Origin of the sequence: Streptomyces sp. NPDC046862, from assembly GCF_040704615.1 — a bacterium.
In the GTDB taxonomy this organism is placed as follows: Bacteria; Actinomycetota; Actinomycetes; order Streptomycetales; family Streptomycetaceae; genus Streptomyces.
Map to the genome: position 1 here is coordinate 1 of NZ_JBEYXP010000049.1, position 21,423 is coordinate 21,423.

General features: G+C 70.9%; 18 protein-coding genes. 4 read left to right on the forward strand and 14 right to left on the reverse strand.

The window, feature by feature from the left end:
• Window positions 1–193: 193 nt before the first annotated feature.
• The 4 genes from AB0959_RS39480 to AB0959_RS39495 all read right to left on the reverse strand — a co-directional run bounded on the left by AB0959_RS39480 (window position 194) and on the right by AB0959_RS39495 (window position 2,928).
• Complete coding sequence (locus AB0959_RS39480; RefSeq protein ID WP_366831611.1) at window positions 194–379, reverse strand: hypothetical protein; 186 nt, start codon at window positions 377–379, stop codon at window positions 194–196.
• Window positions 380–496: 117 nt separating this feature from the next.
• Window positions 497–775, reverse strand: a complete 279-nt coding sequence (locus AB0959_RS39485) for an NAD(P)-binding protein (RefSeq protein ID WP_366831612.1) — start codon at window positions 773–775, stop codon at window positions 497–499.
• Between the two features lie 42 nt (window positions 776–817).
• Window positions 818–2,179, reverse strand: coding sequence for a 6-phospho-beta-glucosidase (locus tag AB0959_RS39490; protein WP_366831613.1), 1,362 nt, complete (start codon window positions 2,177–2,179; stop codon window positions 818–820).
• Window positions 2,176–2,928 (reverse strand): DeoR/GlpR family DNA-binding transcription regulator, encoded by a 753-nt coding sequence (locus AB0959_RS39495; protein ID WP_366831614.1) that lies wholly within the window; start codon window positions 2,926–2,928, stop codon window positions 2,176–2,178. Before AB0959_RS39495 ends, AB0959_RS39490 begins: the two co-directional genes overlap by 4 nt.
• A gap of 338 nt (window positions 2,929–3,266) precedes the next feature.
• Here AB0959_RS39495 and AB0959_RS39500 point away from each other — a divergent pair, with 338 nt between their 5' ends.
• The 3 genes from AB0959_RS39500 (at window position 3,267) to AB0959_RS39510 (ending at window position 6,428) form a co-directional block, all read left to right on the forward strand.
• Window positions 3,267–4,541, forward strand: coding sequence for an extracellular solute-binding protein (locus AB0959_RS39500; RefSeq protein ID WP_366831615.1), 1,275 nt, complete (start codon window positions 3,267–3,269; stop codon window positions 4,539–4,541).
• A gap of 166 nt (window positions 4,542–4,707) precedes the next feature.
• Entirely contained in the window at window positions 4,708–5,598 is an 891-nt protein-coding gene (locus tag AB0959_RS39505) for a sugar ABC transporter permease (RefSeq protein WP_366831671.1), read from the forward strand.
• On the forward strand, window positions 5,595–6,428 hold the full coding sequence (locus AB0959_RS39510) for a carbohydrate ABC transporter permease (RefSeq protein ID WP_366831616.1): 834 nt from the start codon (window positions 5,595–5,597) through the stop codon (window positions 6,426–6,428). The genes AB0959_RS39505 and AB0959_RS39510 overlap by 4 nt, the downstream gene beginning before the upstream one ends.
• 37 nt (window positions 6,429–6,465) lie before the next feature.
• Here the strand turns inward: AB0959_RS39510 and AB0959_RS39515 are convergent, their stop codons facing one another.
• Window positions 6,466–8,148 carry a CocE/NonD family hydrolase gene (locus AB0959_RS39515; RefSeq protein WP_366831617.1) on the reverse strand — a complete coding sequence of 561 codons (1,683 nt, stop codon included), beginning with the start codon at window positions 8,146–8,148 and terminating at the stop codon, window positions 6,466–6,468.
• 109 nt (window positions 8,149–8,257) lie between these two features.
• Here AB0959_RS39515 and AB0959_RS39520 point away from each other — a divergent pair, with 109 nt between their 5' ends.
• The gene (locus AB0959_RS39520) at window positions 8,258–8,974 is read left to right on the forward strand and encodes a TetR/AcrR family transcriptional regulator (protein WP_366831618.1); all 717 of its coding nucleotides are present in this window, start codon (window positions 8,258–8,260) and stop codon (window positions 8,972–8,974) included.
• 88 nt (window positions 8,975–9,062) lie between these two features.
• On the opposite strand, the gene AB0959_RS39525 is transcribed toward AB0959_RS39520, so the two are convergent.
• The 9 genes from AB0959_RS39525 to AB0959_RS39565 all read right to left on the reverse strand — a co-directional run bounded on the left by AB0959_RS39525 (window position 9,063) and on the right by AB0959_RS39565 (window position 21,409).
• A complete protein-coding gene (locus AB0959_RS39525) occupies window positions 9,063–10,217 on the reverse strand; it encodes an amidohydrolase family protein (RefSeq protein WP_366831619.1) in 1,155 nt (384 codons plus the stop codon).
• 1 nt (window position 10,218) lies between these two features.
• The gene (locus AB0959_RS39530; protein WP_366831620.1) at window positions 10,219–11,622 is read right to left on the reverse strand and encodes a glutamine synthetase family protein; all 1,404 of its coding nucleotides are present in this window, start codon (window positions 11,620–11,622) and stop codon (window positions 10,219–10,221) included.
• A gap of 29 nt (window positions 11,623–11,651) precedes the next feature.
• Entirely contained in the window at window positions 11,652–12,455 is an 804-nt protein-coding gene (locus AB0959_RS39535; protein ID WP_366831621.1) for an SAM-dependent methyltransferase, read from the reverse strand.
• A gap of 124 nt (window positions 12,456–12,579) precedes the next feature.
• Window positions 12,580–14,025 carry an MFS transporter gene (locus tag AB0959_RS39540; protein ID WP_366831622.1) on the reverse strand — a complete coding sequence of 482 codons (1,446 nt, stop codon included), beginning with the start codon at window positions 14,023–14,025 and terminating at the stop codon, window positions 12,580–12,582.
• A 160-nt stretch (window positions 14,026–14,185) separates the two neighbouring features.
• Complete coding sequence (locus AB0959_RS39545; protein WP_366831623.1) at window positions 14,186–15,484, reverse strand: FAD-dependent oxidoreductase; 1,299 nt, start codon at window positions 15,482–15,484, stop codon at window positions 14,186–14,188.
• Window positions 15,485–15,542: 58 nt separating this feature from the next.
• Complete coding sequence (locus AB0959_RS39550) at window positions 15,543–16,226, reverse strand: 4-phosphopantetheinyl transferase (protein WP_366831624.1); 684 nt, start codon at window positions 16,224–16,226, stop codon at window positions 15,543–15,545.
• A 19-nt stretch (window positions 16,227–16,245) separates the two neighbouring features.
• On the reverse strand, window positions 16,246–18,048 hold the full coding sequence (locus AB0959_RS39555; protein ID WP_366831625.1) for an acyl-CoA dehydrogenase family protein: 1,803 nt from the start codon (window positions 18,046–18,048) through the stop codon (window positions 16,246–16,248).
• An 11-nt stretch (window positions 18,049–18,059) separates the two neighbouring features.
• Window positions 18,060–19,793 (reverse strand): acyl-CoA dehydrogenase family protein, encoded by a 1,734-nt coding sequence (locus tag AB0959_RS39560; protein ID WP_366831626.1) that lies wholly within the window; start codon window positions 19,791–19,793, stop codon window positions 18,060–18,062.
• Complete coding sequence (locus AB0959_RS39565; RefSeq protein WP_366831627.1) at window positions 19,790–21,409, reverse strand: PfaD family polyunsaturated fatty acid/polyketide biosynthesis protein; 1,620 nt, start codon at window positions 21,407–21,409, stop codon at window positions 19,790–19,792. Before AB0959_RS39565 ends, AB0959_RS39560 begins: the two co-directional genes overlap by 4 nt.
• Between the last annotated feature and the right edge of the window lie 14 nt (window positions 21,410–21,423).

Consider the following 21,423-nt stretch of genomic DNA (forward strand, 5'->3'; position numbering starts at 1 on the left):
ACGACGAGCACTCACACCTTGCCTAACGACCGCCCACACCAGCCGTCACAAAATCATCCCTAACTACCAACTACTCAGATCAGATGCTCTCTTAGCACAGCACGTCGGACGGTCCAGCAGTGAGCCCGACAACCGTCAGCTGTGACAGCGCAACGCCCCCGCACCAGTCGGTGCGGGGGCGCCGTCGTGCGGGCTACATCTCGGACAACTCGTAGGCGTCCGGGAGTGGCGGTAGCTGTACGTGGAGCGCCTTGCCGAGGATCTCGCGCGCCATCAGCTCCCACTCCGCCGCCAGACGGTTCGCCGTCTGCACGAGAAGGATCGAGCCGTCACCGCGGAGCGGGGCGACGAAGCTCTGCCAGGCGCTCTCGCCGCCCACGTGGGTTCTCGGACCGCTTGAAGAGGGGGAGCACGCTGTTCCGGTCCCAGCCGGGACGGCCCTGGTAGGCCCAGGCGTCGTGGTCGCTGCGGTGCCCGCGGACGTAGATCATGCCGTTCAGCGGTTGCAGCCGCCGAACACCTTGCCGAGGGGCCAGTACAGGGGCATGTTGTCCGCGTGTCGCCGGGGCACGGTCATGGCCGCCCAGTCCAGCCGCAACTGGAGCAGCAGCGGCCAGCCCTGCGGACTGTGCACCCGCTCGTCGTCGTCCGGCGGACCGGCTTCGACGACATGCACGGAGTGCCCTCGGTTCAGCAGCCGCCTGACGATGACACTTCCGGACGAACCGGCCCCCACCACCAGGTAGTCGTGCTCGATACGTGTCCGGTCCGACATGGTGCCCCACTTACGTGACGTGAACTCGCCGTCGGGAACGGCTCAGCCGCCCAGGTAGCCGAGGTCGGGGAAGTGGCGCTGGTAGGCGTCCAGCAGGCGTCTGGCGACGGCGTACGAGTCGATCAGCGGGTGGATCGTCAGTGCCTTGACCGCGTCGGCGCGGTCGCCGGTGGTCGCGGCACGGATGACCGCGCGCTCGACCGACTTGACCGAGCACACCAGGCCCGTGCCGTGGTCGGGCAGCGGGGAGCCGGCGATGGGGTGGGCGCCGTTGGCGTCGACGTGGCAAGGGACCTCGATGACGGCGTCGTCGTCGAGGACCGGGATCCGTCCTCGGTTGCGGACGTTGAGGATGAGGGCCGTGCGCTCGTCCAGGGCGATGGCCCGCATGAGGGCGAGGGCCACCTGCTCGTAGCCGCCGGACTCCAGGTCGCAGGAGTCGCGTTCGCCCATGCCGACGGCGTCGCGGTTCTCCGCCATGTACGTCGTCTCGCGCTCCAGGCGGGTGGCGTCCCAGGCGTGCCAGGCCGCACGGGGTGCCGGCGGGCCGGTGCCGTCGGTGCCCATGGCCTCGTAGAAGCGCTGCTGCTGGGAGTGCAGGAAGGCGCCGCGGGTCTGTTCGGCGGCCCGGGCGGAGCCGACGGACTCGCGGTGGAAGTAGTAGTAGTGCAGGTACTCGTTGGGCAGCGCGCCGAGCGTGCGCAGTAGGTCGGCGCCGAAGAGCTTGCCCTCCTCGAAGGAGGTCAGCGCGGCCTCGTTCCCGAGCAGCGACGGCAGCAGGTCCCGGCCGTCGGCGTACAGGCCGCACAGCCAGCCCAGGTGGTTCAGGCCCACGTAGTCCAGGCGGACGTGGGCCGGATCGGCGCCGAGCGCTCCGGCGACGCGGCGGCCGAGGCCCACCGGCGAGTCGCAGATGCCGATCACGCGGTCGCCGAGGTGGGCGGTCATGGCCTCGGTGACCATGCCGGCCGGGTTGGTGAAGTTGATGACCCAGGCGTCGGGGGAGAGGGCCGCGACGCGGCGGGCGATGTCGACGGCCACGGGGATCGTGCGCAGACCGTAGGAGATGCCGCCGGCTCCGACGGTCTCCTGGCCGAGGACGCCTTCCTCCAGGGCGATCCGCTCGTCGGCGGCGCGCCCGGCGAGCCCTCCGACGCGGATGGCGGAGAACACGAAGTCGGCTCCGGTGACCGCCTCGTCGAGGTCGGTGGTGACGGTGACGGCGGGCGGGTCGGGGTGCCCGGCCGCCTGGTCGGCGAGGACCTTGCGGATGGTCGCCAGCCGGGAGGCGTCCAGGTCGTACAGGGTCACGTCGGTCACGCGTCCCTCGCCGCGGTCGCCCAGCAGCGCCCGGTAGACGAGCGGCACCCGGAAGCCGCCGCCGCCCAGAATCGTGAGTCTCATACCTCGACCACCTCAACTCCCGCCTCGCGCAGCCGACCGCAGGTCGCCTCGTGCCCCGGGGCGTTGGTCACCACGACGTCGAGGTCCTCCGGCCCGCACACCCGGGCCATCCCGGTGCCGGGGAACTTTCCCGCGTCCGCCACCAGGACCACCTGGGCGCTCGCGGCGATCATCGCCCGTTTGACGGGCACCTCGACGGCGGTGGTGTCCAGCACCTGGCCGTCGGGACGGATTCCGCTCGTGCCGAGAAACAGCCGGTCCGCGTGGATCTGTCGCAGATTGTCCTCGGTGAGGAAACCGACCAGCGAGCGGTAGTCGCGCCGGACCACACCGCCCAGCAGGATCAGCTGGACGTCCTTGTCGTCCTGGAGCTCCTCGTAGACGGCCAGGTTGCTGGTGATCACGGTCAGGGACCGGCCGTGCAGAAGGCGCGCCACTCTGTGGGCCGTGGTGCCGATGTCGAGCAGCACCGTCTCGCCGTCCTTGACCAGCTCGGCGCACCACGCCGCCAGCGCGTCCTTGGCCTCGACCCGGACCGCGGCCACGTCGGCGAACGGGTCGTCCTCACCGTCCAGGGGGGCCGCGCCGCCGTAGACCCGCTTGAGCAGCCCCTCCTCCTCCAGCTGCACGAGGTCGCGCCGGATGGTGGCCTGGCTGGCCCCGACCTTGTCGGCCAGGGAGGTCACCGTCGTCGGCCCCTCCGCGCGAAGGACGCGCAGGATCAGCTGATGTCTTCGGTCAGGGAGCATGCGCTGACCATACTCGCCAACTCGCCAAACTCAAGCAAAGTCGCGCAGGAATGTCTCGATCTCTGCTTGACCCTTGTCAAACTCGCGCACCGGGTGCACTCTCTTGCGTAATTCGAGCCAGGCCCGGACCCCACTCCGGTCGGCCGAAGCGGAGAAGAGGCATATTTCGCCGCCCCCGACGCATCGGCACCGTCCGAGAGGACCAGCTCACCACGTTCCGGGTAGCGAGGCGCGTTCACGGAAACCGGCGATCTTCAGCCAGCCGGAACCCCGCCGCGCCCACCGTCGCCCACGACCAGCAGGTCCTTGCCGGACATGTCGAACACCAGGAGAAGACCGTGGACCTTTCCCGCAGACGATTCCTCGAGGCCGCCGTGCTCACCGCCGCGGCGACGGGTCTGACCGCCGCGTGCGGCGGCTCCGGATCGAGTGGCAGCAAGGACAGCAAGAACCTGAAGTTCTGGTACTGGGCCGGCGGCCTGAGCGACAAGGTCGTGGCCGACGCCAAGAAGCACTTCTCGGACGCCACCATCAAGACCTCCGTTGTCGGCGGCGACTTCAAGACCAAGCTGCTCACCGGCCTGAAGGCCGGGGCGTCCGCCCCCGACATCACCGGCCTCAAGGGCGAGGACATCGCCTCCTTCCTGCCCAACGCCAACCGTTTCATCGACCTGAACACCCTCGGCGCCGACAAGCTGGCCCCGCAGTACCTGTCGTGGAAGCTGAAGCAGGCCACCACCCAGGACGGAAAGCTCATCGGCTTCCCCATCGACATCGGCCCCTGCGCGATGTTCTACCGCGAGGACCTCTTCAAGAAGGCGGGGCTGCCCACCGACCCGGCCAAGGTCTCCGCCGAGCTGTCCACCTGGGACGACTACTTCAAGGCCGGCGTCGAACTGCACAAGGCCCTGGGGAAGACCTTCCTGGTCAACAACATCAGCTCGGTGTTCACGATGATCATCGGCCAGGGCACCCAGCGGTTCATCGACGCGGACAACAAGTTCATCGGCGACCAGGACCACATCCGCACCGCCTGGACCACCGCGGTGAAGCCCTACACCCTCAAGATCGACGCCAAGATCAACGACAACACCTGGAACGCCGCCATCGGCAACGGCACCCTCGGCACCGAACTGGGCGCCGCCTGGCACGCGCTGGACATCTCCAACGCGGCCCCCGGCACCAAGGGCAAGTGGCGGGTGGCGAGCTCGCCGGGCGGGGCCTCCAACCTCGGCGGGTCCTTCCTGGCGCTGCCGGCGACCTGCGCCAACCCGGAACTCGCGTTCAAGATCATCACCTGGATCCTCAGCCCCGAGAACCAGGCCCGCGGCTTCACCGACGCCGCCCTGTTCCCGACCGCCCCGGCCGCGTACAAGCTGCCCGCGCTGACCGGAGGCGACGCCTTCTTCGGCGGCCAGAAGACCATCGAGATCTTCGGCCCGGCCGCCGAGAAGATCCCCGCGGCCTATGAGGCCCCGGCCGACGCCGCGGTCTCGGCCGCCTACTACAACGAGCTGACCGCCATCGAATCCAAGGGCAAGGACCCCGAGGACGCCTGGAAGGACGCGGTCAGCCAGGCCAAGCAGATCGCCCAGCGGCAGGGAGTGAAGTGACATGTCGTCAAGCCCGGTAGCCGGTCCGGCTCCCACCGGTCCGTCCTCGGGACCCGCCGCCGGACCCACCGGGCGGCCGGCCTCGGGCCACCGCCGTGGTCCGGGGCGGCCCGGCCGCCGGGTCCGGCCGGTGTCGGCCGGGGCCCCGCGCGGGCCGCGGCGCGGGATCGCCCGGTACTGGCCGCAGTACCTGGCGGTCTCGCCGTACTACCTGCTCTTCTCCGTCTTCATGCTCTTCCCGATGCTGTACACGGTGTACCTGGCGTTCCAGAAGTGGGACGGCATCGGGGACATGCAGTTCGTCGGCTTCCAGCAGTTCCGCTTCCTGTGGGACGACCCGGTCTTCTGGCTGTCCCTGCGCAACACCCTGGTCATCTGGGTGCTGTCGACCGTGCCGATGCTTTTGATGGCGCTGGTGCTGGCGGTCCTGGTGAACTCCACCAAGCGCTTCACCGGCTTCTACCGGGTCGCCCTGTTCATCCCGAGTATCACCTCACTGGTGGCCATCGCGATCTTCTTCGGCGCGATCTTCAGCAACAACTTCGGGCTCATCAACGCCATCCTGAAGGGGCTGCACCTGTCGGCCGTGCCATGGATGAGCAACGAGTGGACGATCAAGCTGGTGATCGCGGCCCTGATGACCTGGCAGTGGACCGGCTACAACGCCATCATCTACCTCGCCGGCCTCCAGGCCATCCCCTCGGAGCTGTACGAGGCCGCAAGGATGGACGGGGCCGGCCCGGCACGGATCTTCTTCTCCATCACGATCCCGCTGCTGCGGCCCATCATCCTGTTCACCGTGGTGATCTCCACCGTCACCGGCCTGCAGAGCTTCACCGAGCCCCAGGTGCTGTTCGGCAGCGAAGCCTCCACCAACCCCAACTCCGGAGGCCCGGGACAGGCGGGCCTGACCACGCTGCTGTACTTCTACCACCAGGCCTTCGACAACAACGACTTCGGCTACGGCGCCGCGATCGTCTGGGCCTTCTTCCTGCTGATCCTGGTCATCGTCACCATCAACTGGTGGCTGGTGCAGCGTAAGGAGCGACGGTCGTGAACAGCCAGAACCGCACACGCCTGAGGGGCCTGAGCGTCCACGTCATCCTGGTGACCTGCGTCCTCATCTCGGTGTTCCCGTTCTACTGGATCGTCGTCATGGCGACCAACACCTCGCAGGCCATCTACAGTTACCCGCCGAAGCTGTGGTTCGGCGGCAACCTGCTGACCAACATCCAGCACCTGTTCGACAAGATGGACTTCTTCGGGTCGCTGTTCAACACCATGATCGTGGCGGTCTGCACGACGCTGCTGGTGCTGTTCTTCGACTCGCTGGCCGCCTTCGCCTTCGCCAAGTACGAGTTCCCGGGCAAGAAGTTCCTGTTCGGACTGCTCCTGGCGATGTACATCCTGCCGACCCAGCTGGCGATCATCCCGCAGTACGAGATCATGGTGCAGCTGGGCTGGCTGGGCACCCTCAAGGCGCTCATCGTGCCGGCCGCCGCCAACGCCTTCGGCATCTTCTGGATGCGCCAGTACACCAGCTCCGGCGTCCCCGACGAACTGCTGGACGCCGCCCGCATCGAGGGCGCCGGGTTCTTCCGGCAGTACTGGCACGTGGTGCTGCCCTGCGTCCGCCCGGCGCTGGCGTTCCTCGGCATCTACACCTTCATCGCCGCCTGGAACGACTACGTCCTGCCCCTGGTCATGCTGGTCGACCCGAGCCGCCTCACCCTCCAGGTGGCACTGGCGCAGCTGTACGCCGGCCACTCCACCGACTACAGCATGGTGATGGCCGGAGTGCTGCTGGCGGTCATCCCGCTGGTGCTGGTGTTCACCTTCTTCGCCCGCGGGTTCATCGCCGACGCCACGAAGGGAGCCCTGCGCTGACGAACTCCCCGGCCTACCGCGCCGCGTCCCTCACCGCTCACTGAGGAAGCAGCAGCGCCGAGTCGCCGTGGAGGGTGATGCGCACCGGGGTGAAGTCGACGGCGTCCACCCGCGACCGGCCGGTGCCGGGGTTGCGCGCGTAGCGCGGATGGGCGCCGCCGCTGATCTGCCAGCGGATGCGGTGACCGGCCGCGAACCGGTGGGCGGTGGCGCTCATTCCCGCGGTGACCTCGGACGGAACCCCGCCGGACGTCGTCACCGGGACCAGCCCGTCACAGACGTTGACGGAACGGCCCTCGGCGTCCACGTCGCACAACCGGACGAAGACATCGGCGTGTCCGGTGTCCGTGGAGACGGACAGCCGCGCGGAGACCGGGCCGACGACGTCGACGGGCCCGGTCAACGGAGGACCGGTGAACGTCAGGACGTCCGCCCTGGCCTCCAGAGTGCCGTTGTCACGAGGCCCGGCGTCGGGGGAGAGCAGGGGGCCGCCGACGGACGGCGTGGGGTCGGCCGGGTCGTAGCGGAGGGAGGCCAGGGGGCCGTGGTCCGTGGGCGCCTGCTGGATGAGGTGTCCGTCCGGAGCGGGAAACCATGCCGTGGTGGCGGCCGGGGCCGTCGGCCAGTCGTCGAGGTCGCGCCAGGTGTCCTCCCCGCCGACGTGCACGCGCACCGCGGTGGAGCGCAGACCTGAGGGGTCGCCGCACAGATGCGCGCGCAGCCAGGCGAGGCTCTCGGTGAACACCTCGGGCCAGCCCTGTTGCATCGCGGAGGTGTGGGTCCAGGGGCCGACGAGCAGAGCGGTCTCGCATCCGGCCCGGCGCAGTCGGCCGTACTGCTCGAGGTTCTGGTCGACCAGTGCGTCGTGCCACCCGGTGATCACACTGGTCGGGACGGTCAACCCGTCCGCGGCTGCGGCCACTGACGCGCCGTGCCAGTAGGGGGCGTCGGCGTCCGGATGCGTCATCACCTCGTCCAGCCAGGGCACTTCGTCGCCGAGGGCTGATGCGTACGCCCCGCGCAGCGGCCGGGCGGTGGTGATCTCGCGCAGCCGGCGCTTCAGTCGCAGGGCCGCCTTCAAAAACGGTACGAAACCCCGGTGCTGATACGTCATACCCATGGCGACAGCGAGCGCGTTGTCCAGCCGGAGAGCGCTGTTCCCGTAGAACAGGGCGTGGGGATCGTGCAGACCCGACTGCATGACCATCGCCTTCAGCTCCGGGGGCGGGTCCAGGGCCAGCGCCCACTGCACGTAGCCCAGATAGCTGGTGCCGATTGTCCCCAGGGTGCCGGTGAACCAGGGCCGGCCCCGCAGCCAGGAGACCGTGGCCCGGCCGTCGGCGGCCTCGTTGCGCCACAGGTCGAACGCGCCGCCCGAGCCGCCGGTGCCGCGGCAGCTCTGCAGGACCACGTGGAAGCCCTGTTCGGCGAAGAGCACGCCGTACATCGGGGACCACGGTATGCGCCTGCCGTAGGGCGAGCGCACGAGGAGGGTCGGGAAGTCTCCCTCGGCGCGGGGGAAGTAGTGGTCGGTGACCAGCGGGCTGCCGTCGGCACCCGGGACCTTCAGCCCCGGCTCCCATCCGACCTCGTACCGCCTGGCCGGAAGGCCACGCCAGGTCGCCCTCAACAGCCGTGACGACAGCGGCGGTTTCCCGGTGGGAGGTGTCCAGGCAGGCCTCGACGCGGCGTCGGCGGTGTCGTGGGTGCGTGATGTCATGGGTCCCCCTTCTCTAATTCCGTACGTCGTACGAGAATAGAGCATGCTTGGATGACGACGGCAAGGGCCGCGGTGACGAGGCCGCGACGAGGAGAGGAAGAGGAACACGGTGACCCGTGACGGCGGGTCCGGCGCCACGGGCGTCGACCCCCAACAGCTCTGGCTCGGCCACGACCGGCCCCGCAGAGGCCGCAAGCCTGCCTTCAGCCGCGAGGCGATCACGGAGGCGGCCGTCGCCCTGGCGGACGCCGAAGGGCTCGAAGCGGTCACCATGCGACGGGTCGCCGAAAGGGTCGGAGCCGCCGTCATGTCGCTCTACAGCTACGCGCCCGACAAGGAGACGCTGCTGGAGCTGATGGTGGACCACGTCAGCGGCGAACTGCCGGCGGCCCCCGGCCCCACCGGCGACTGGCGTGCCGACCTACGGGCCGTCGCGCACCTCCAGCGTGACCTCATGCTGCGCCACCCCTGGCTGCCCGCCGCCCTGTCCACCCGGCGCGTGCCCGGCCCCAACACCCTTGCCTTCCTTGAACGTGCGCTTGCCGCGCTGCGGCCCACCGGTCTGGACGGCGTGGCGAGGGTGGAGGCGTTCGCCCAGCTCACCGCGTTCGTGGCCGGGCATGTGGCCCATGAGCTCGCGCAGGCGTCAGCGGCGCGGTCGGCTGAACGGGTGGCTGCGGAATCTCGTTACCTGGCTGCCGTTGCGGCCGACGGGCGGCATCCGGAGCTTGCCGAGGTGCTGGCTGCGCCGGGGCGTGCGCTTGATCCGGAGGCCACCTTCGCTCGTTTTCTGAATCGGCTGATCGACGGGCTGGGTACGGAGTGACTCCGTCGTGGGTGGGGAGTCGGGTCTGCCGGGTTGCGAGTGGGCGGCTGCGGGTTCGTCGTGGCTTGTCGCGCAGTTTTCCGTGCCCCTAAAAGCCGTAGACGTGACTTGCGTTCTCTCGGGCCGTCCAGCCGGCGATCCGTATGGCGTCCGGCAGGCTCAGTTCGTCGGTGTCCACCCGGGACTGGAGCAGGTCGGCCAGGCCGTGGCGGAAGGTCAGGGCACCGAGGTGGTAGAACTCGGCCACCCCGTACGCGTCCGAGCTGTGCAGCAGTTTGCGGAACGGGGTGATCTCCAGCGCCTCCTCCAGCACCGCACGCGCCCGCGTCGGGCCGACGTGGTGCAGGGTGAGGCCGACGTCGAGGTACACCTGCTCGAACACCGCCGACAGATAGGCGGCCTGGCGCTGGTAGGGCCAGCAGTGCAGCAGCATGACCGGGATGGTGCCGGAGGTCAGGTGCAGCCAGTCGGTCAGGTGGGTGGGGTCCACCCGGTGCATCCGGATGTCGCTGTCCCCGAAGCCGACGTGCAGTTGGAGAGGGAGTCCGAGGTCCACGGCGGTCCACAGCAAGTGCCGTACGAGGACGGGGTCCTCCAGTCGAAAGCCCGAACTCCTGGTGTTCAGCCAGCGCGTGGCCGCCGCCGTGACGTCCGCGTCCGACGGACGGCTCGGGTCCAGGTCGAAGCCCGTGCGGTAGGCCGTGACCGACTTCACCGCCACCACGTCCCGCCGCTCGGCTGCGTCCTGTGCGGCGGCGCGGAACGCGGTGGCGTACTCGCCCGGTTCCACGCCCGCTGCCGCGATGGTCTCGGCGACGCTCTCCAGTCGTACGACCTCGTAGGCTGCGGCGGTACCGGCCGACGCCGCCAGTTCCGCGGGTGTCGTGATGTCGTCCGGGGCGTACCCGGTGTCGACGCAGAACACGTCGGTTCCCGCGGCCGTGACGAACCGTCGGTTCACCTCGCGCCAGCCCAGCTCGGCACGCCGTGCCAGGTACTCCCCGGCGGGCGCGTGCCGAGGCAGGTTCAGGAGCGGAGCGCAGTGGCGGCGGATCGCCACGCCGAGCGGAGTGTCGAAGGGCGAGATTCCGCTGCCGGGCCAGGCATCGCCCTCAGTGATCAGCGACCCGAACCTCTCCATGTCCGGATCGAAGGTGACCACGCCGTGGCAGTGGTGGTCCACGAGCGGTAGTTCGGCCAGAGCCTCGTGGACCGGCCCCGTGGCGGAGGGCACGGCGCTCACGTCAGTACTTCCACCGGTATGCCTCCGCCACGAGCTCGTCGTCCAGTCCGGCCACGGCCTCGATCTCGCCGAGGCGCACGGCGATCACGGCGTCGGCCAGGACCGGCTCCAGCGCGGCGCGCAGCACCTCGTCGCGGCGGAACTCCTCGACGGACTGCGCCAGTGAGGTCGGCAGGCGGCGCACGCCACGGGCCGCCGCCTCCTCGGCGGCGAGACGCGCGGGGTCCCCCGTGGTCTCCTCGGGGAGGGTCGCGGCCGACTCCAGGCCGTCGAGTCCGGCGGCGATCACGCAGCCGAGGGCGAGGTACGGGTTGGCGGCCAGGTCGACGGGCTTGACCTCCAGGTTCGCCTCCCTGTCCTGGCGGCCCGTCGTCCCGGTGATGACGCGTACCGCGGTCTCACGGGTCTCGCGTCCCCAGGCGGTGAACACCCCGGCCCACTGCGACGGTCTGAGCCGCAGATGGCTGGCCGGGGACGGGGCGGTGACGGCCGTCAGCGCGGGGAGGCGCGCGAGCAGGCCCGCCGCGAACGCCTCGGCCTCGGCGGTCATGCCGTACCGTCGGTCGCCCCCGGCGTGGAGGTTCACCCCGCCGCGCCAGGCCGAGAGGTGGATGTGCCCGCCGTTGCCGACGCCCCCGGCGAGCACGGCCGGCGAGAACGACGCCCGGAGTCCGTGGCGCCGCGACACCGCACGGATGGTCTGCCGTACCAGCACGCTGCGGTCCGCGGCGGCCACCGGGTCCAGCGCGCCGACCGAGATCTCGAACTGGCCTGCCGCGTACTCGGGGTGGATCTGGTCGACCTCGACGCCCTGCTCCGCGAAGGACGTCAGCAACTCCAGTGTGTAGTCGCTCAGTTCGACCTGCCGGGTGGCGCTGTAAGCCGGGCCCGTGACGCCGGGGACGAACGTGTCGTCGGGTGCCGTGGCCTGACCGACGGACCACTCGACCTCGAAGGCCGCCTTGAACTCGACGCCGTGGCGCAGGACCGCGTCCCTGACGATCCGGCGCAGGAAGGTGCGGCTGCACGCCGGGTGCCGCGCCCCCTCCTGGGTGATCCGGTCGACCGGGGCCCACGCCCAGCCGGGCTGTGCCGACAGGGCCACGACCTGGTCGAGGTCGGGGTAGAGACGCAGGTCGCCGTCCGGTGAGCCGAGCACGTCGGTGGTGACGATGGAGTCGTTCGCGAGGAACGTGTCGAACACCGGTGACATCCCGACGCCCCAGGCCGAGGCCGAGGCGAGCCGGGACACCGGGATCGTCTTCACCCGGCAGATGCCCGCGGTGTCGACGTAGGCGAGGACGACACCGTGCACGCCCTTCGTGGACAGGTCCTTGGCCTGTGCCCTGGCCCGCCCGACGTCTTTCGGGCGGCCGCCGGGCACCGGATCGGCCAGGGTCGTCATACGTCCTCCTCGCGTGCTCGCTGCTCGGCTCAGGGTTTCACGGCCACCGCCCCGAACTGCGGTACCACGACCGGGGAGTCGGAGTCGGCACGCCAGTGCGAGCACGACACCAGCCCCGGACCGAGCAGCTCCAGTCCCTTGAAGAACGCCGTGACGTCCGCGCGGTTGCGGGCGGTGATGGGCGGAGTGGCGTTCTCGTTCCAGAACCTCATGGCGGGGATCTGGCCCTCACCACCGAGGTCGGCGTCGGACGTGGGGTGCGTCAGGACGAGGAAGCTGCCCGAGGGGACCGCCGCCATGGTCCGCCGCACGATGTCGCGCGCCTTGCCGGTGTCCAGGACGAAGTTGAGGACGCCCAGCATCATGACCGCGACCGGCCGGGTGAAGTCCAGTGTGCGCGCGGCCTGTTCGAGCACGGAGTCCGGGTCGTGCACGTCGGCGTCGATGTAGTCGGTGACGCCTTCGTGCGTGCCCGTCAGCAACGTGCGGGCGTGCAGGAGGACGACGGGGTCGTTGTCGACGTAGACGATGCGCGACTCGGGGGCGACCTGCTGGGCGATCTCGTGGGTGTTCTGCGCCGTCGGCAGTCCGGTGCCGATGTCCAGGAACTGCCGCACGCCGCGCTCCTCGGCCAGGAACCGCACCGCCCGGCCCAGGAACTCGCGGTCGGCGCGGGCGATGTCCCGGATGACGGGGAACATCGAGGCGACGTGCTCGCCGACCCGCTGGTCGACCTCGTAGTTGTCCCGGCCGCCGATCCAGTAGTTCCAGACGCGGGCGTTGTGCGCCACGGAGGTGTTCAGCCGGCCCGGCAGTCGCTGCTCGTCACTCACGTCTCTCCCCCTTCGGAACCGTCCGCCATTGTGCCGCCCGGTGATCACCGTGTCAGCACCTCGGCACAAGGGGCTGCCCGGTGCGTCCGTCCGCACCGGGCAGCCCCTGTCGGCTGAAGGAGACTCAGTCCTGTCGGTCCTCCGCGGGCCGCGGGTGCCGCGGGATGCCGAGCGCGCACAGCGCGCCGGCGAACACCACGGCCACACCGACCCACACCGCGGGCCGCAGCCCGTCGACGAACTCCTGCGGCGTACGCGTGCTGCCGTACGCCACGAACACGGTGCTGAGGACCGCGATGCCGAGGGCGCCCCCGATCTCGCGGACCGTGGTGTTGGCGCCGGACGCCTTGCCCGCGTGCTCCTTGGCCACGGAGCCGAGGACGACCGCGGCGGTGGGCGCGAACACGAAGCCCATGCCGATACCGGCCACGACCATCGGTCCGACCAGGGACGGGTACGCGGTGTCGGTGTCCGCGACGAGGTTGATCCAGCCGAGCCCGACGCCCTGGAGGAACAGCCCGAGCGCCATCAGCCGGCCGCCGCCCACCTTGTCCGTGAGCAGACCGGCGACGGGAGCCACGAACATCGGCATGAGCGTCCAGGCCAGGGTGCGCACGCCGGCCTCCAGCGGGGTGCGGGACGGCACGATCTGCAGATACTGGGCCAGCAGGAAGAGAGCGCCGAAGACGCCGAAGTACATGGCCGCCGACACGACGTTGGTCAGGGTGAAGGCCCGTACGCGGTAGAAGGACAGCGGCAGCATCGGCTGCGGGACCCTGGCCTCCCAGGCGACGAACAGGGCCAGCAGCACCGCGCCGCCCGCGAACGCGCCGAGCACCGTGCCCGAGGTCCAGCCGTCGGTCTCACCGTGGACGATGCCCCACACGACCGCGCACAGCCCGGCCGCCGCCAGCACCATGCCGACGAGGTCGAGACGCGTGCCGGGCAGCCTGCTCTCGCGCAGCGCGAACAGCACCAGTGGGATGGCGATCACGCACACCGGCACGTTGATCCAGAAGATCCACCGCCAGTCCAGTCCGTCGACCACCGCGCCGCCCACCACCGGGCCCATCGCGACGGCCAGACCGCTCACCCCGGACCAGACGCCGAGCGCCATGCCGCGCAGTCGCTCCGGCACCGCCTGGGACAGCAGGGTCAGCGACAGCGGCATCACGGCCGCCGCTCCGAAGCCCTGGAGCGCGCGGAAGGTGATCAGTTGCTCGCTGGTGTCCGCCAGTCCGCAGCCGATGGAGGACAGCGTGAACACGGTGATGCCGATGACGAAGACGAGCCGGCGGCCGAAGCGGTCGCCGAGCGCCGCGCCCGTCATCAGCAGACAGGCGAAGCTGAGGACATAGGCGTTGACGAACCACTGGAGCTGCTGGGTCGTGGCGTCGAGGTCGACGGCCAGGGTGTGCAGGGCGGTCGAGACGACGAGGTTGTCGAGCGCGACCATGAACATCGGCACGCTGGCCGCGACGATCGCCAGCCACAGCGGCACGCGCCGGCCCTCGCCCGGTGGGGTGACGGCTGCTTCCTCGACGTCCGGGGTCTTTTCGGAGAGCGTCATGGATGGGACTCCTGTGAGAGGGCTGGGGAGAGAGGTCATGCGGTCATGCGGTCATTCACGCAGTGCCTTGGATACCTCCACTATCCATCTTAGACAGTGAAGCTATCCAAAGGCTAGACAGTGGGACTATCCAATGGCCGGAGCGGAGCCCCGCCGAGGCTCAGCTCAGCTCGCTCAGCAGCTGTGCCGCCGCGTCCGCCCCGGACGAGAACGCGGCCTCGTGGGAGCCGATCAGGTCCGGGCCCAGCTGCCTGGAGTGGAAGTACGACCCGGCCAGCTTCACCCGGGGGCCCTCGTTGGCCTGGTAGATCACGGACTGCCGCTCGCGCACCGCCACGTCGATGACCGGGTGGGTGTAGTCGAACTCGGCGATCACCGACTCGGGGTCGAGGTCACGGGGCGGGTCGAGGATGACGAAGTAGTCCTTCTCGGCCGTGAAGTCCTGCAACTTGTTCAGGTAGTAGGTGACGAAGCAGTGGGTGCCGCCGTCCCTGCGGACCTTTCCGTAGTTCCAGGCCAGCCAGCTCTCCCGGGCGGTCGGCATCAAGGAAGGGTCGGTGTGGAGCACCGCCTTGGAACTGCTGTAGCGGATGCCCTCCAGCGCGGAGCGCTGTGCGTCGGTCGGGTTCTCCAGCAGGGCGAAGGCCTCGTCGGCGTGGGTGGCCAGCACCGCGTAGTCGAACGTCTCGGTGCCGGACGCGGTGGTCACGGCGACCCCGTCCGCCTTCTGCCGGACGGCGGTCGCGGGCTCGGACACGCGCAGGTCCGGACCGATCGCCGCGAGTGCCTTGCGGACGTAGGAGATCGAACCGCCGCCCACCGTCCGCCAGTCGACCCGCCGGCCCCCGAGTCCGCCCTCGCCGTGGCCGACGAAGAACGCGATCACCGTGGCCGCCGGAATCTCCCAGACCAGCTCCGCCGGCACCGACCAGACGGCGGAGCAGAGCATGATCAGGTACGAGTGGCGGAACTCCATGCTGTATCCGCCCTGATCGAGGTATTCGCCCATCGACATGGTCGCCCGGCCGCGCACGAAGTCACGGCGGCCCTCCTCGTGGAAGCGGCGCACCTCCCGCCAGACGTTCGGGAATTCGGGGTACCGAGCGGCGTAGCGCTCCTCGATGGAGGCCTCGTCCAGTTCGAGCTCGTCGCTGCCGAACTCCAGTCCGCTGTCGAGGTCGAAGAAGGTGAAGCCTCCGGGGTGGGGGACGGTCTCGACGCCGAGTTCGTCGAAGAAGCCGCACAGCCGCGGGTAGGCGGGCTGGTTGAAGACGATGAACGCCGTGTCCAGACCGAGGACGCGGCCGTTCTCCTCGACCTCGACCGTGTTGGCGTGGCCGCCGGGGCGGGGCTCGCGCTCGAAGACGGTGATCCGGGCGCGGTCGCGCAGTCGGTAGGCGGCGGAGATCCCGGCGGGGCCGGCGCCGATCACGGCGATGTTCGGGATGGGCTGGGACATGAGAGGTCCTTGTCTGTATGGGTCTGTACGGAGCTGTACGGAGCTGTACGGGGCGGGGTCACGGGGTTGGCGTGAGTGCGGTCCAGGCGGGTTCGCGGTGGCGCGGGGGCCCGCCGTCCTCGGTCGCGACGGCCACGAGGTGGTGCGGGGACGGGCGCAGCAGGTCGAGTCGCCAGCGGGCCGCCCCGGCCGGCCTGCGGTGGTCGGTGACGGTGAACCGGCCGCCGCCGTGACGTCGGAAGGCAAGACCCTGGAGCCCGTCCGCCAGACCGACGCCGAGTCCTTTGAGGTAGGCCTCCGTCAGCACCCATCGCTCGCTCACGGCGCCGCCGGACACCCCGCCGAGGAAGGTGTCGAGCAGCCGCGTCTTCTCGTCGTCGAAGGGAACGCGTTCCACGTCCACACCGCAGCGGCGCCCGCGGGTCACCACACAGACGATCAGGCCGTCGGTGTGGGACAGGTTGAAGCGCAGCCCGCCGTGGTCCGCGGCGAGTTCCGGACGCCCCTGCCGGGTGACGGCGAACCGCCAGGCGTCCGGCGGCAGTCCGGTGCGGGCGCTGAGGGCCAGCCGGCACAGCAGGCGCCCGCCCAGGAAGCGGTGCCGGGATCCGGTGCGCCGCAGTCGGCGGTGGCGTGTGCGTTCCTCCGGGGTGAGGAGGCCGAGTCCGCCCATGTGGAGGGACAGCTCCGGGACCCGGTGTTCCGGCAGCGTCCACAGGTCCACCGCCCGCGGATCGTTCACGTCGTCCTCCTGGTCGCGCTCAGTGGCGGGCGGCGGCCTGGTCGGCCGTGCGGGGGGCGAGTGGGAACTGCCAGTACGAGAACAGCCGGTCGCCCTGGTGCAGGTGGCGCAGCACCCGCATCACCTCGTCGATGTCGCTCTCGCCCGTGACCGCCTCGTGCGGACGCAGATGCCTGCGCAGCCGTTCGAGCTGGAGCAGCAGCACCGCCCCGCTGGGCAGTGGCTCCTCCAAGGCCTCGTGGGAGTGGACGAAGGTCAGCACGCACGCGGCGGCGGCGTGCACGAGGCAGTACTCCTTGGCCAGGTCGAACAGCTCGGCGCACTGGCCGAAGTCGCGGCCCAGCCGGGAACGCAGCTCCTCGCAACGGGTGGTGAGCGAACCGACGTGGTCGAGCAACTCCGTGGCCACGTCGGCGGCGCGCGACAGCCTGTCCCGCTCCTCGTCCTCCTTGTCCTCCTCCGCGAGGGCGCGCAGCCTGTTGATCCCGTCGGGCGCCGCGAGCACCGTGTCGTCCCGGCCCCGGCTGGACAGCTCCTGCCTCCACGGCTCGTACGCCGGCATGGACCGGGTGATGCCGTACAGGACGGCGGCCCGCTCCCGCGCCGTGCGGCGCAGGCCGTCGTCCTTGGGCGTGGCCGACGCCGTCACGAGCAGGGAGCGCAGTTGCTGCCCGAGGTTGCGCAGGTTCACCACCGTGTTGCCGTCGGCGAAGTTGGCCACCAGCAGGTCGCGCATCAGCTTCTGGAACACCCCGTAGTGCGGGTGGCCGCGCAGGAAGAAACGGGCGCCCAGCACCACCGACAGCTGCGACATGGAGCGCTCCATCAGCGTCGGCACGAAGTACTTGACCACCGACGACCCGACGCTGACCTGCTCGGGGGCCACCTGCAGGGCACGTACGGCACCGAGGCTGACCGCGTCGGCGACCATCAGGTCGGCGAAGCACTCGGTGATCTGGCGCCGACTGTAGGGGATGTCGCTGACCGGTTGGCCGAAGAGGACGCGGCCCTCGGTGAAGTCGAGGGTCAGCCGCAGCCCGGTGTCGACGGCCGACATGGCCAGGCAGCTGATCTGGGCGCGGGCGATCTGGGTGGACTTCAGGGCGATCTCCAGCCCCTGCCCCTCGGCACCGATCCGGGCCGACTCGGGCACGAACAACTTCTCGACGCGCAGACCGCTGATGTCCATGCCGCGCAGTCCGTGCAGCCGCTCGCGAGGCAGCTCCGCCACCGTCCCGACCGGGGCGGTCCGCTTGTCGAGGACGAAGAGCGAGAAGCCGGCCGGGCCGCCGCGCTCGCTCGTACGGACGAGCGCGGTCATCCCGTCGGACCAGGTGGCGTTGCCGATCAGCCACTTCTCACCGGTCAGCAGGTAGCCGCCGTCGACCCGCTCGGCGGTCATCGCGCCCGCCAGCAGGTCACTGCCGGAGGCGCGCTCCGACAGCCCCCAGGACAACCGGTAGCCGTGGAGGACGTCATGGACCACCCGCCGCTTCTGCTCGTCCGTGCCGGCGATCCAGAGCGGCATGAAGCCGAGGTTGGTGATGATCAGGGCGGTGGCGGTGGTCGGATCACGGCGGGCGACCAGGCGCAGCAGGTTGAACTCCGCCTCGACGTCACCCGCCCTGCCGCCCTGCTCCCCGGGCAGGGCGTACTCGGGCACGCCCCAGGCGCGCAGCGCGCCCACGAAGTCGTAGGGATATGTCTCGCGTTCGTCGTACTCCAGGACCGTGCGGTACGACATCCGGCTGCCCGGATCGTGCGGGTCGCCGAGGTGTTCCTCGAGCCGCGTCGCCAGGTCGGTCAGGTCGGCCTTGGGCATGAACGGTCTCCTCAGGACTCGGCCGCCACCCGCACGGGGGCGGCGGTGAACAGCAGGCCGTTCTCGCGCAGCGCGGACACGGCGTCGACGGCGGGCAGCAGATCGGGGCCGCAGCGGCGGGGATCGACGCCGTCGGCGCGCGCGAGCAGGAAGGCCAGGGCCGCCCGCAGCCAGCCGGACGCGCCCGGCTCGCCCCCGTACAGTGACCGGTGCCGGTTCGCCCACCACAGGTGGACACAGACCGCGGCCGCGTGCAGCCACGCGTAGCGCTCGGCGAGGTCCACCAGGGCGTTGGGATCGGCGCCGGACCGCCGGACCGAGGCGGCCTCGGGACCCAACTCGGCGACGGCGTCGGCCAGTCGCCGCACCAGAGCCGCCGCGCGCGGGTCGGTGAGCTCCGCGTGAACGGCCCCGGCCGCCCTGGCCGCCCCGCCCAGTCCGCCCAGTCCGCCCAGGACGGGATCCGCGCCCCGGGCGACCAGGTCGAGCCGGGTGGGCTCATACGGCGGCAGCTCGGCGTCGAGGGCGAAGATCCGGCGCAGGGTGTCCGGCTCGGTCACCCCGTCGCGGGTGAGGAGAGTGGGGATCTGGGCCGCGTACGCGCGCAGGTTGGCCAGCGGGCTGGCGTCGATCACCCGGACCACCGCAGCGTCCCGCTGGAGCTTCTGGAACAGCCCGGAGCCCGGCGCCTGTTCGCGCAGGACCGATCGGGTGGCGAGCACGCCCGCGCAGCGCCGCATCAGCTCGTCGCCCGCCTCCGCCACCACGTGCTTGGCGGCGAGCGCCCAGACGCTGAACACCTCGGGTACGACATGGACACCCCGCGCCGCGGCCAGCGCCACCGCGTCGGCCGCCACCAACGCCGCCGAGGCGACGGCCAGTTCGCGGCGGGCGTGGGGTGTCCGGTCCAGGGGCGTGCCGGCGGCGCGGCGCCCTTCGGTGACGCGGCGCCCGCCGGCGAAGCCGAGGGTCAGGCGCAGCGCACTGTCCGCGCAGCCGAGGCTGCCGGCCATGCTCATCAGGCGTACGGCCTGCTGGGCGAGGATCGCCACCTCCAGACCCTCGCCGGCCTTGCCCACCAGGGCGTCCTCGGGCACCGGCAGCCCGGTGAAGCGCAGCCGCGCGGTGTCGATGCCGCGCATACCGCCCGTGCGGGGAGCCGGTTCGCGGACCAGCCCGCCCCGCCGCTCCGCCTCGGCCGTGTCCAGCAGGTACGCGGAGAAGGCGCCCGGTCCGCGCTCGCCGGTGCGGGCCACCACGTAGACGGCCTCGCAGCGCAGGCCGTTGCCGACCATCCACTTCTCGCCGTACAGCCGCCCGCCCTCGTCGAGGCGCACCTCGCCCGCCAGCAGGTCGCTGCCGTGCTCGGCCTCGGTCAGGGCGAACCCGACCGAGCCGCCACGGGTCAGGATCTCCGCCACCCGCCGCCGCTGCTCCTCGTCGCCGTGCAGTTGGAGGCAGGTCGCGGCGATGATGCCGAACATCGTGCCCGGCATCACGTTCACGTCCCGGCGGGCCGCGGCGCGCACCAGGGTCAGGCTGCGGTCGAAGGAGCCGAACGCGCCGCCCCACTCCTCGGGCAGGTAGTTCAGGTGGAAGCCCGCCGAGACGAGCGCCTGGCACAGCTCGTCGGGGTGCGCGTCGGCCTCGTCACGGGCGACGGCGGCGGCGAAACCGTACGGGTTGCCCGGGTCCTCGGGGTTCCCCAGCAGTTCCTCCACGCCCTCCGGAGTCAAGGCGCTCATCCGGCGGCCTCCATGAGCGCGGGCAACTCCAGCGGCACCGGGCGGTAGTCCGCCGCCGAGGCCGGGACGGTCACGCCCGAGGTGGCCAGCTGGGCGACGCGCGTGTGGAAGGCCGCCCCCCGCATCAGGTGATGGGCCACGTCGGCCACGGTCCTGTTCTCGGGGGTCTTCAAGTAGCTGCCGGACACCCAGGCGTTGAAGCTGCCCATCGCCGGGCCGCACCAGATCTGGTAGTCGGAGGCCCGGTCGGCCTCGCCCGTCACCGCCCAGCGGGAGGCCATGCCCAGGTACCAGCGGAACACCAGCGCCATCCGGCGCCTGGGATTGCCGGCGGCCCGGTTCAGCTGGTCCGGGTCGCGTCGGCTGAAGTACTCGACGCACTCCCGCCAGACGTCCTCCAACGGCCGCTTGAAGACCTGGGACTCCAGCCGCGCGCGCTCCTCGGCGGGCAGCGCCTCGATACCGTCGTACGCCTGGTAGAGCCGGTACAGCTGCTGGGCCCGCATCGCGAACATCGAACCCCGCCGCAGGACCTGGAGCTCCACGCCCATCTCGAACATGTCGGCGGCCGGAGCCATCACGCAGTCCGTGACGTCCGCCTGCGCCAGCAGCGCGCGGGCGGCCGGGGACGTGCCGGACTCCAGACAGGACTGGTTGACCGAACCCGTCACCACGTAGGCGGCGCCCATCGCGAACGCGGCGGCGACCGCGGTCGGGGTGCCGAGGCCACCGGCCGCGCCCACCCGGATCGGGGTGGCGTAACGGTGCTCGCGCTGGATCTGGTCGCGCAGGCGCAGGATCACCGGGAACAGCGCCGGAAGCGGGCGGCGGTCGGTGTGCCCGCCGGAGTCCGCCTCCACCGTGATGTCGTCGGCGAGCGGCAGATGATGGGCGAGCCGCGCCTGCTCCTGGGTGATCAGGCCGTCCCGCAGCAGCGCGTCGACCATGGCCGCCGGCGCGGGGCGCATGAACCGTTCGGCGGTCTCGGCGCGGGACACCTTGGCGATGACCCGGTGCTCGGCCACGATCCGGCCCGCCGGGTCGAGGCGCAGCCCGGTGAGCCGGTAGCGGACCAGATGCGGGGTCAGCCCGAGGAAGGCGGAGGCCTCCACGCACCGCACTCCGTGGCGCAGGAACAGCTCGACCGCCTCGCGCTCCAGCCGTTCCTCACTGGGGCTGTGAATGAGATTGACGGCGTACGGCAGCCCGGGGATCTCGGCCGCGAACCGGGCCAGCGCCTTCTCGATGTCCCGGGGGAGCAGGCCCGCCGCGCCGAAGGACGCGAGGAAGCCGTGGCGGGCCAGCGCGATCACCAGCTCGGCGGAGGCGATACCGCCGGCCATCGCACCGGCCATGTACGACTGCCGTACGCCGTGCGCGGCGCGGAAGCCGGCCGAGCCCAGCCGGTGCGGGGGCAGGGGCGGGGCGGCGGCCAGGACGGCCGGGCCCTCTCCGCTCGCGGCCGCCGTTCCGCCGGCGACCGCGCCGACGCCCTGGGCCGTGGACACGATGAAACAGGGGTGCTCCACCTGGGCGAGGACCTGGTGGATCCCGGCCGGGTCGACGCTCGGGTAGCCGTCTCCGCACCAGCGGAGCGGGGCCTGTGACGTGCTCATGGGTAGTCGATCTC

Coding starts and splice junctions, on each gene's coding strand:
- AB0959_RS39485 (WP_366831612.1), bottom strand. CDS start 775: ATGTCGGACCGGACACGTATCGAGCACGACTACCTGGTGGTGGGGGCC.
- AB0959_RS39490 (WP_366831613.1), bottom strand. CDS start 2,179: ATGAGACTCACGATTCTGGGCGGCGGCGGCTTCCGGGTGCCGCTCGTC.
- AB0959_RS39495 (WP_366831614.1), bottom strand. CDS start 2,928: ATGCTCCCTGACCGAAGACATCAGCTGATCCTGCGCGTCCTTCGCGCG.
- AB0959_RS39515 (WP_366831617.1), bottom strand. CDS start 8,148: ATGACATCACGCACCCACGACACCGCCGACGCCGCGTCGAGGCCTGCC.
- AB0959_RS39530 (WP_366831620.1), bottom strand. CDS start 11,622: ATGACGACCCTGGCCGATCCGGTGCCCGGCGGCCGCCCGAAAGACGTC.
- AB0959_RS39540 (WP_366831622.1), bottom strand. CDS start 14,025: ATGACGCTCTCCGAAAAGACCCCGGACGTCGAGGAAGCAGCCGTCACC.
- AB0959_RS39545 (WP_366831623.1), bottom strand. CDS start 15,484: ATGTCCCAGCCCATCCCGAACATCGCCGTGATCGGCGCCGGCCCCGCC.
- AB0959_RS39555 (WP_366831625.1), bottom strand. CDS start 18,048: ATGCCCAAGGCCGACCTGACCGACCTGGCGACGCGGCTCGAGGAACAC.
- AB0959_RS39560 (WP_366831626.1), bottom strand. CDS start 19,793: ATGAGCGCCTTGACTCCGGAGGGCGTGGAGGAACTGCTGGGGAACCCC.
- AB0959_RS39565 (WP_366831627.1), bottom strand. CDS start 21,409: ATGAGCACGTCACAGGCCCCGCTCCGCTGGTGCGGAGACGGCTACCCG.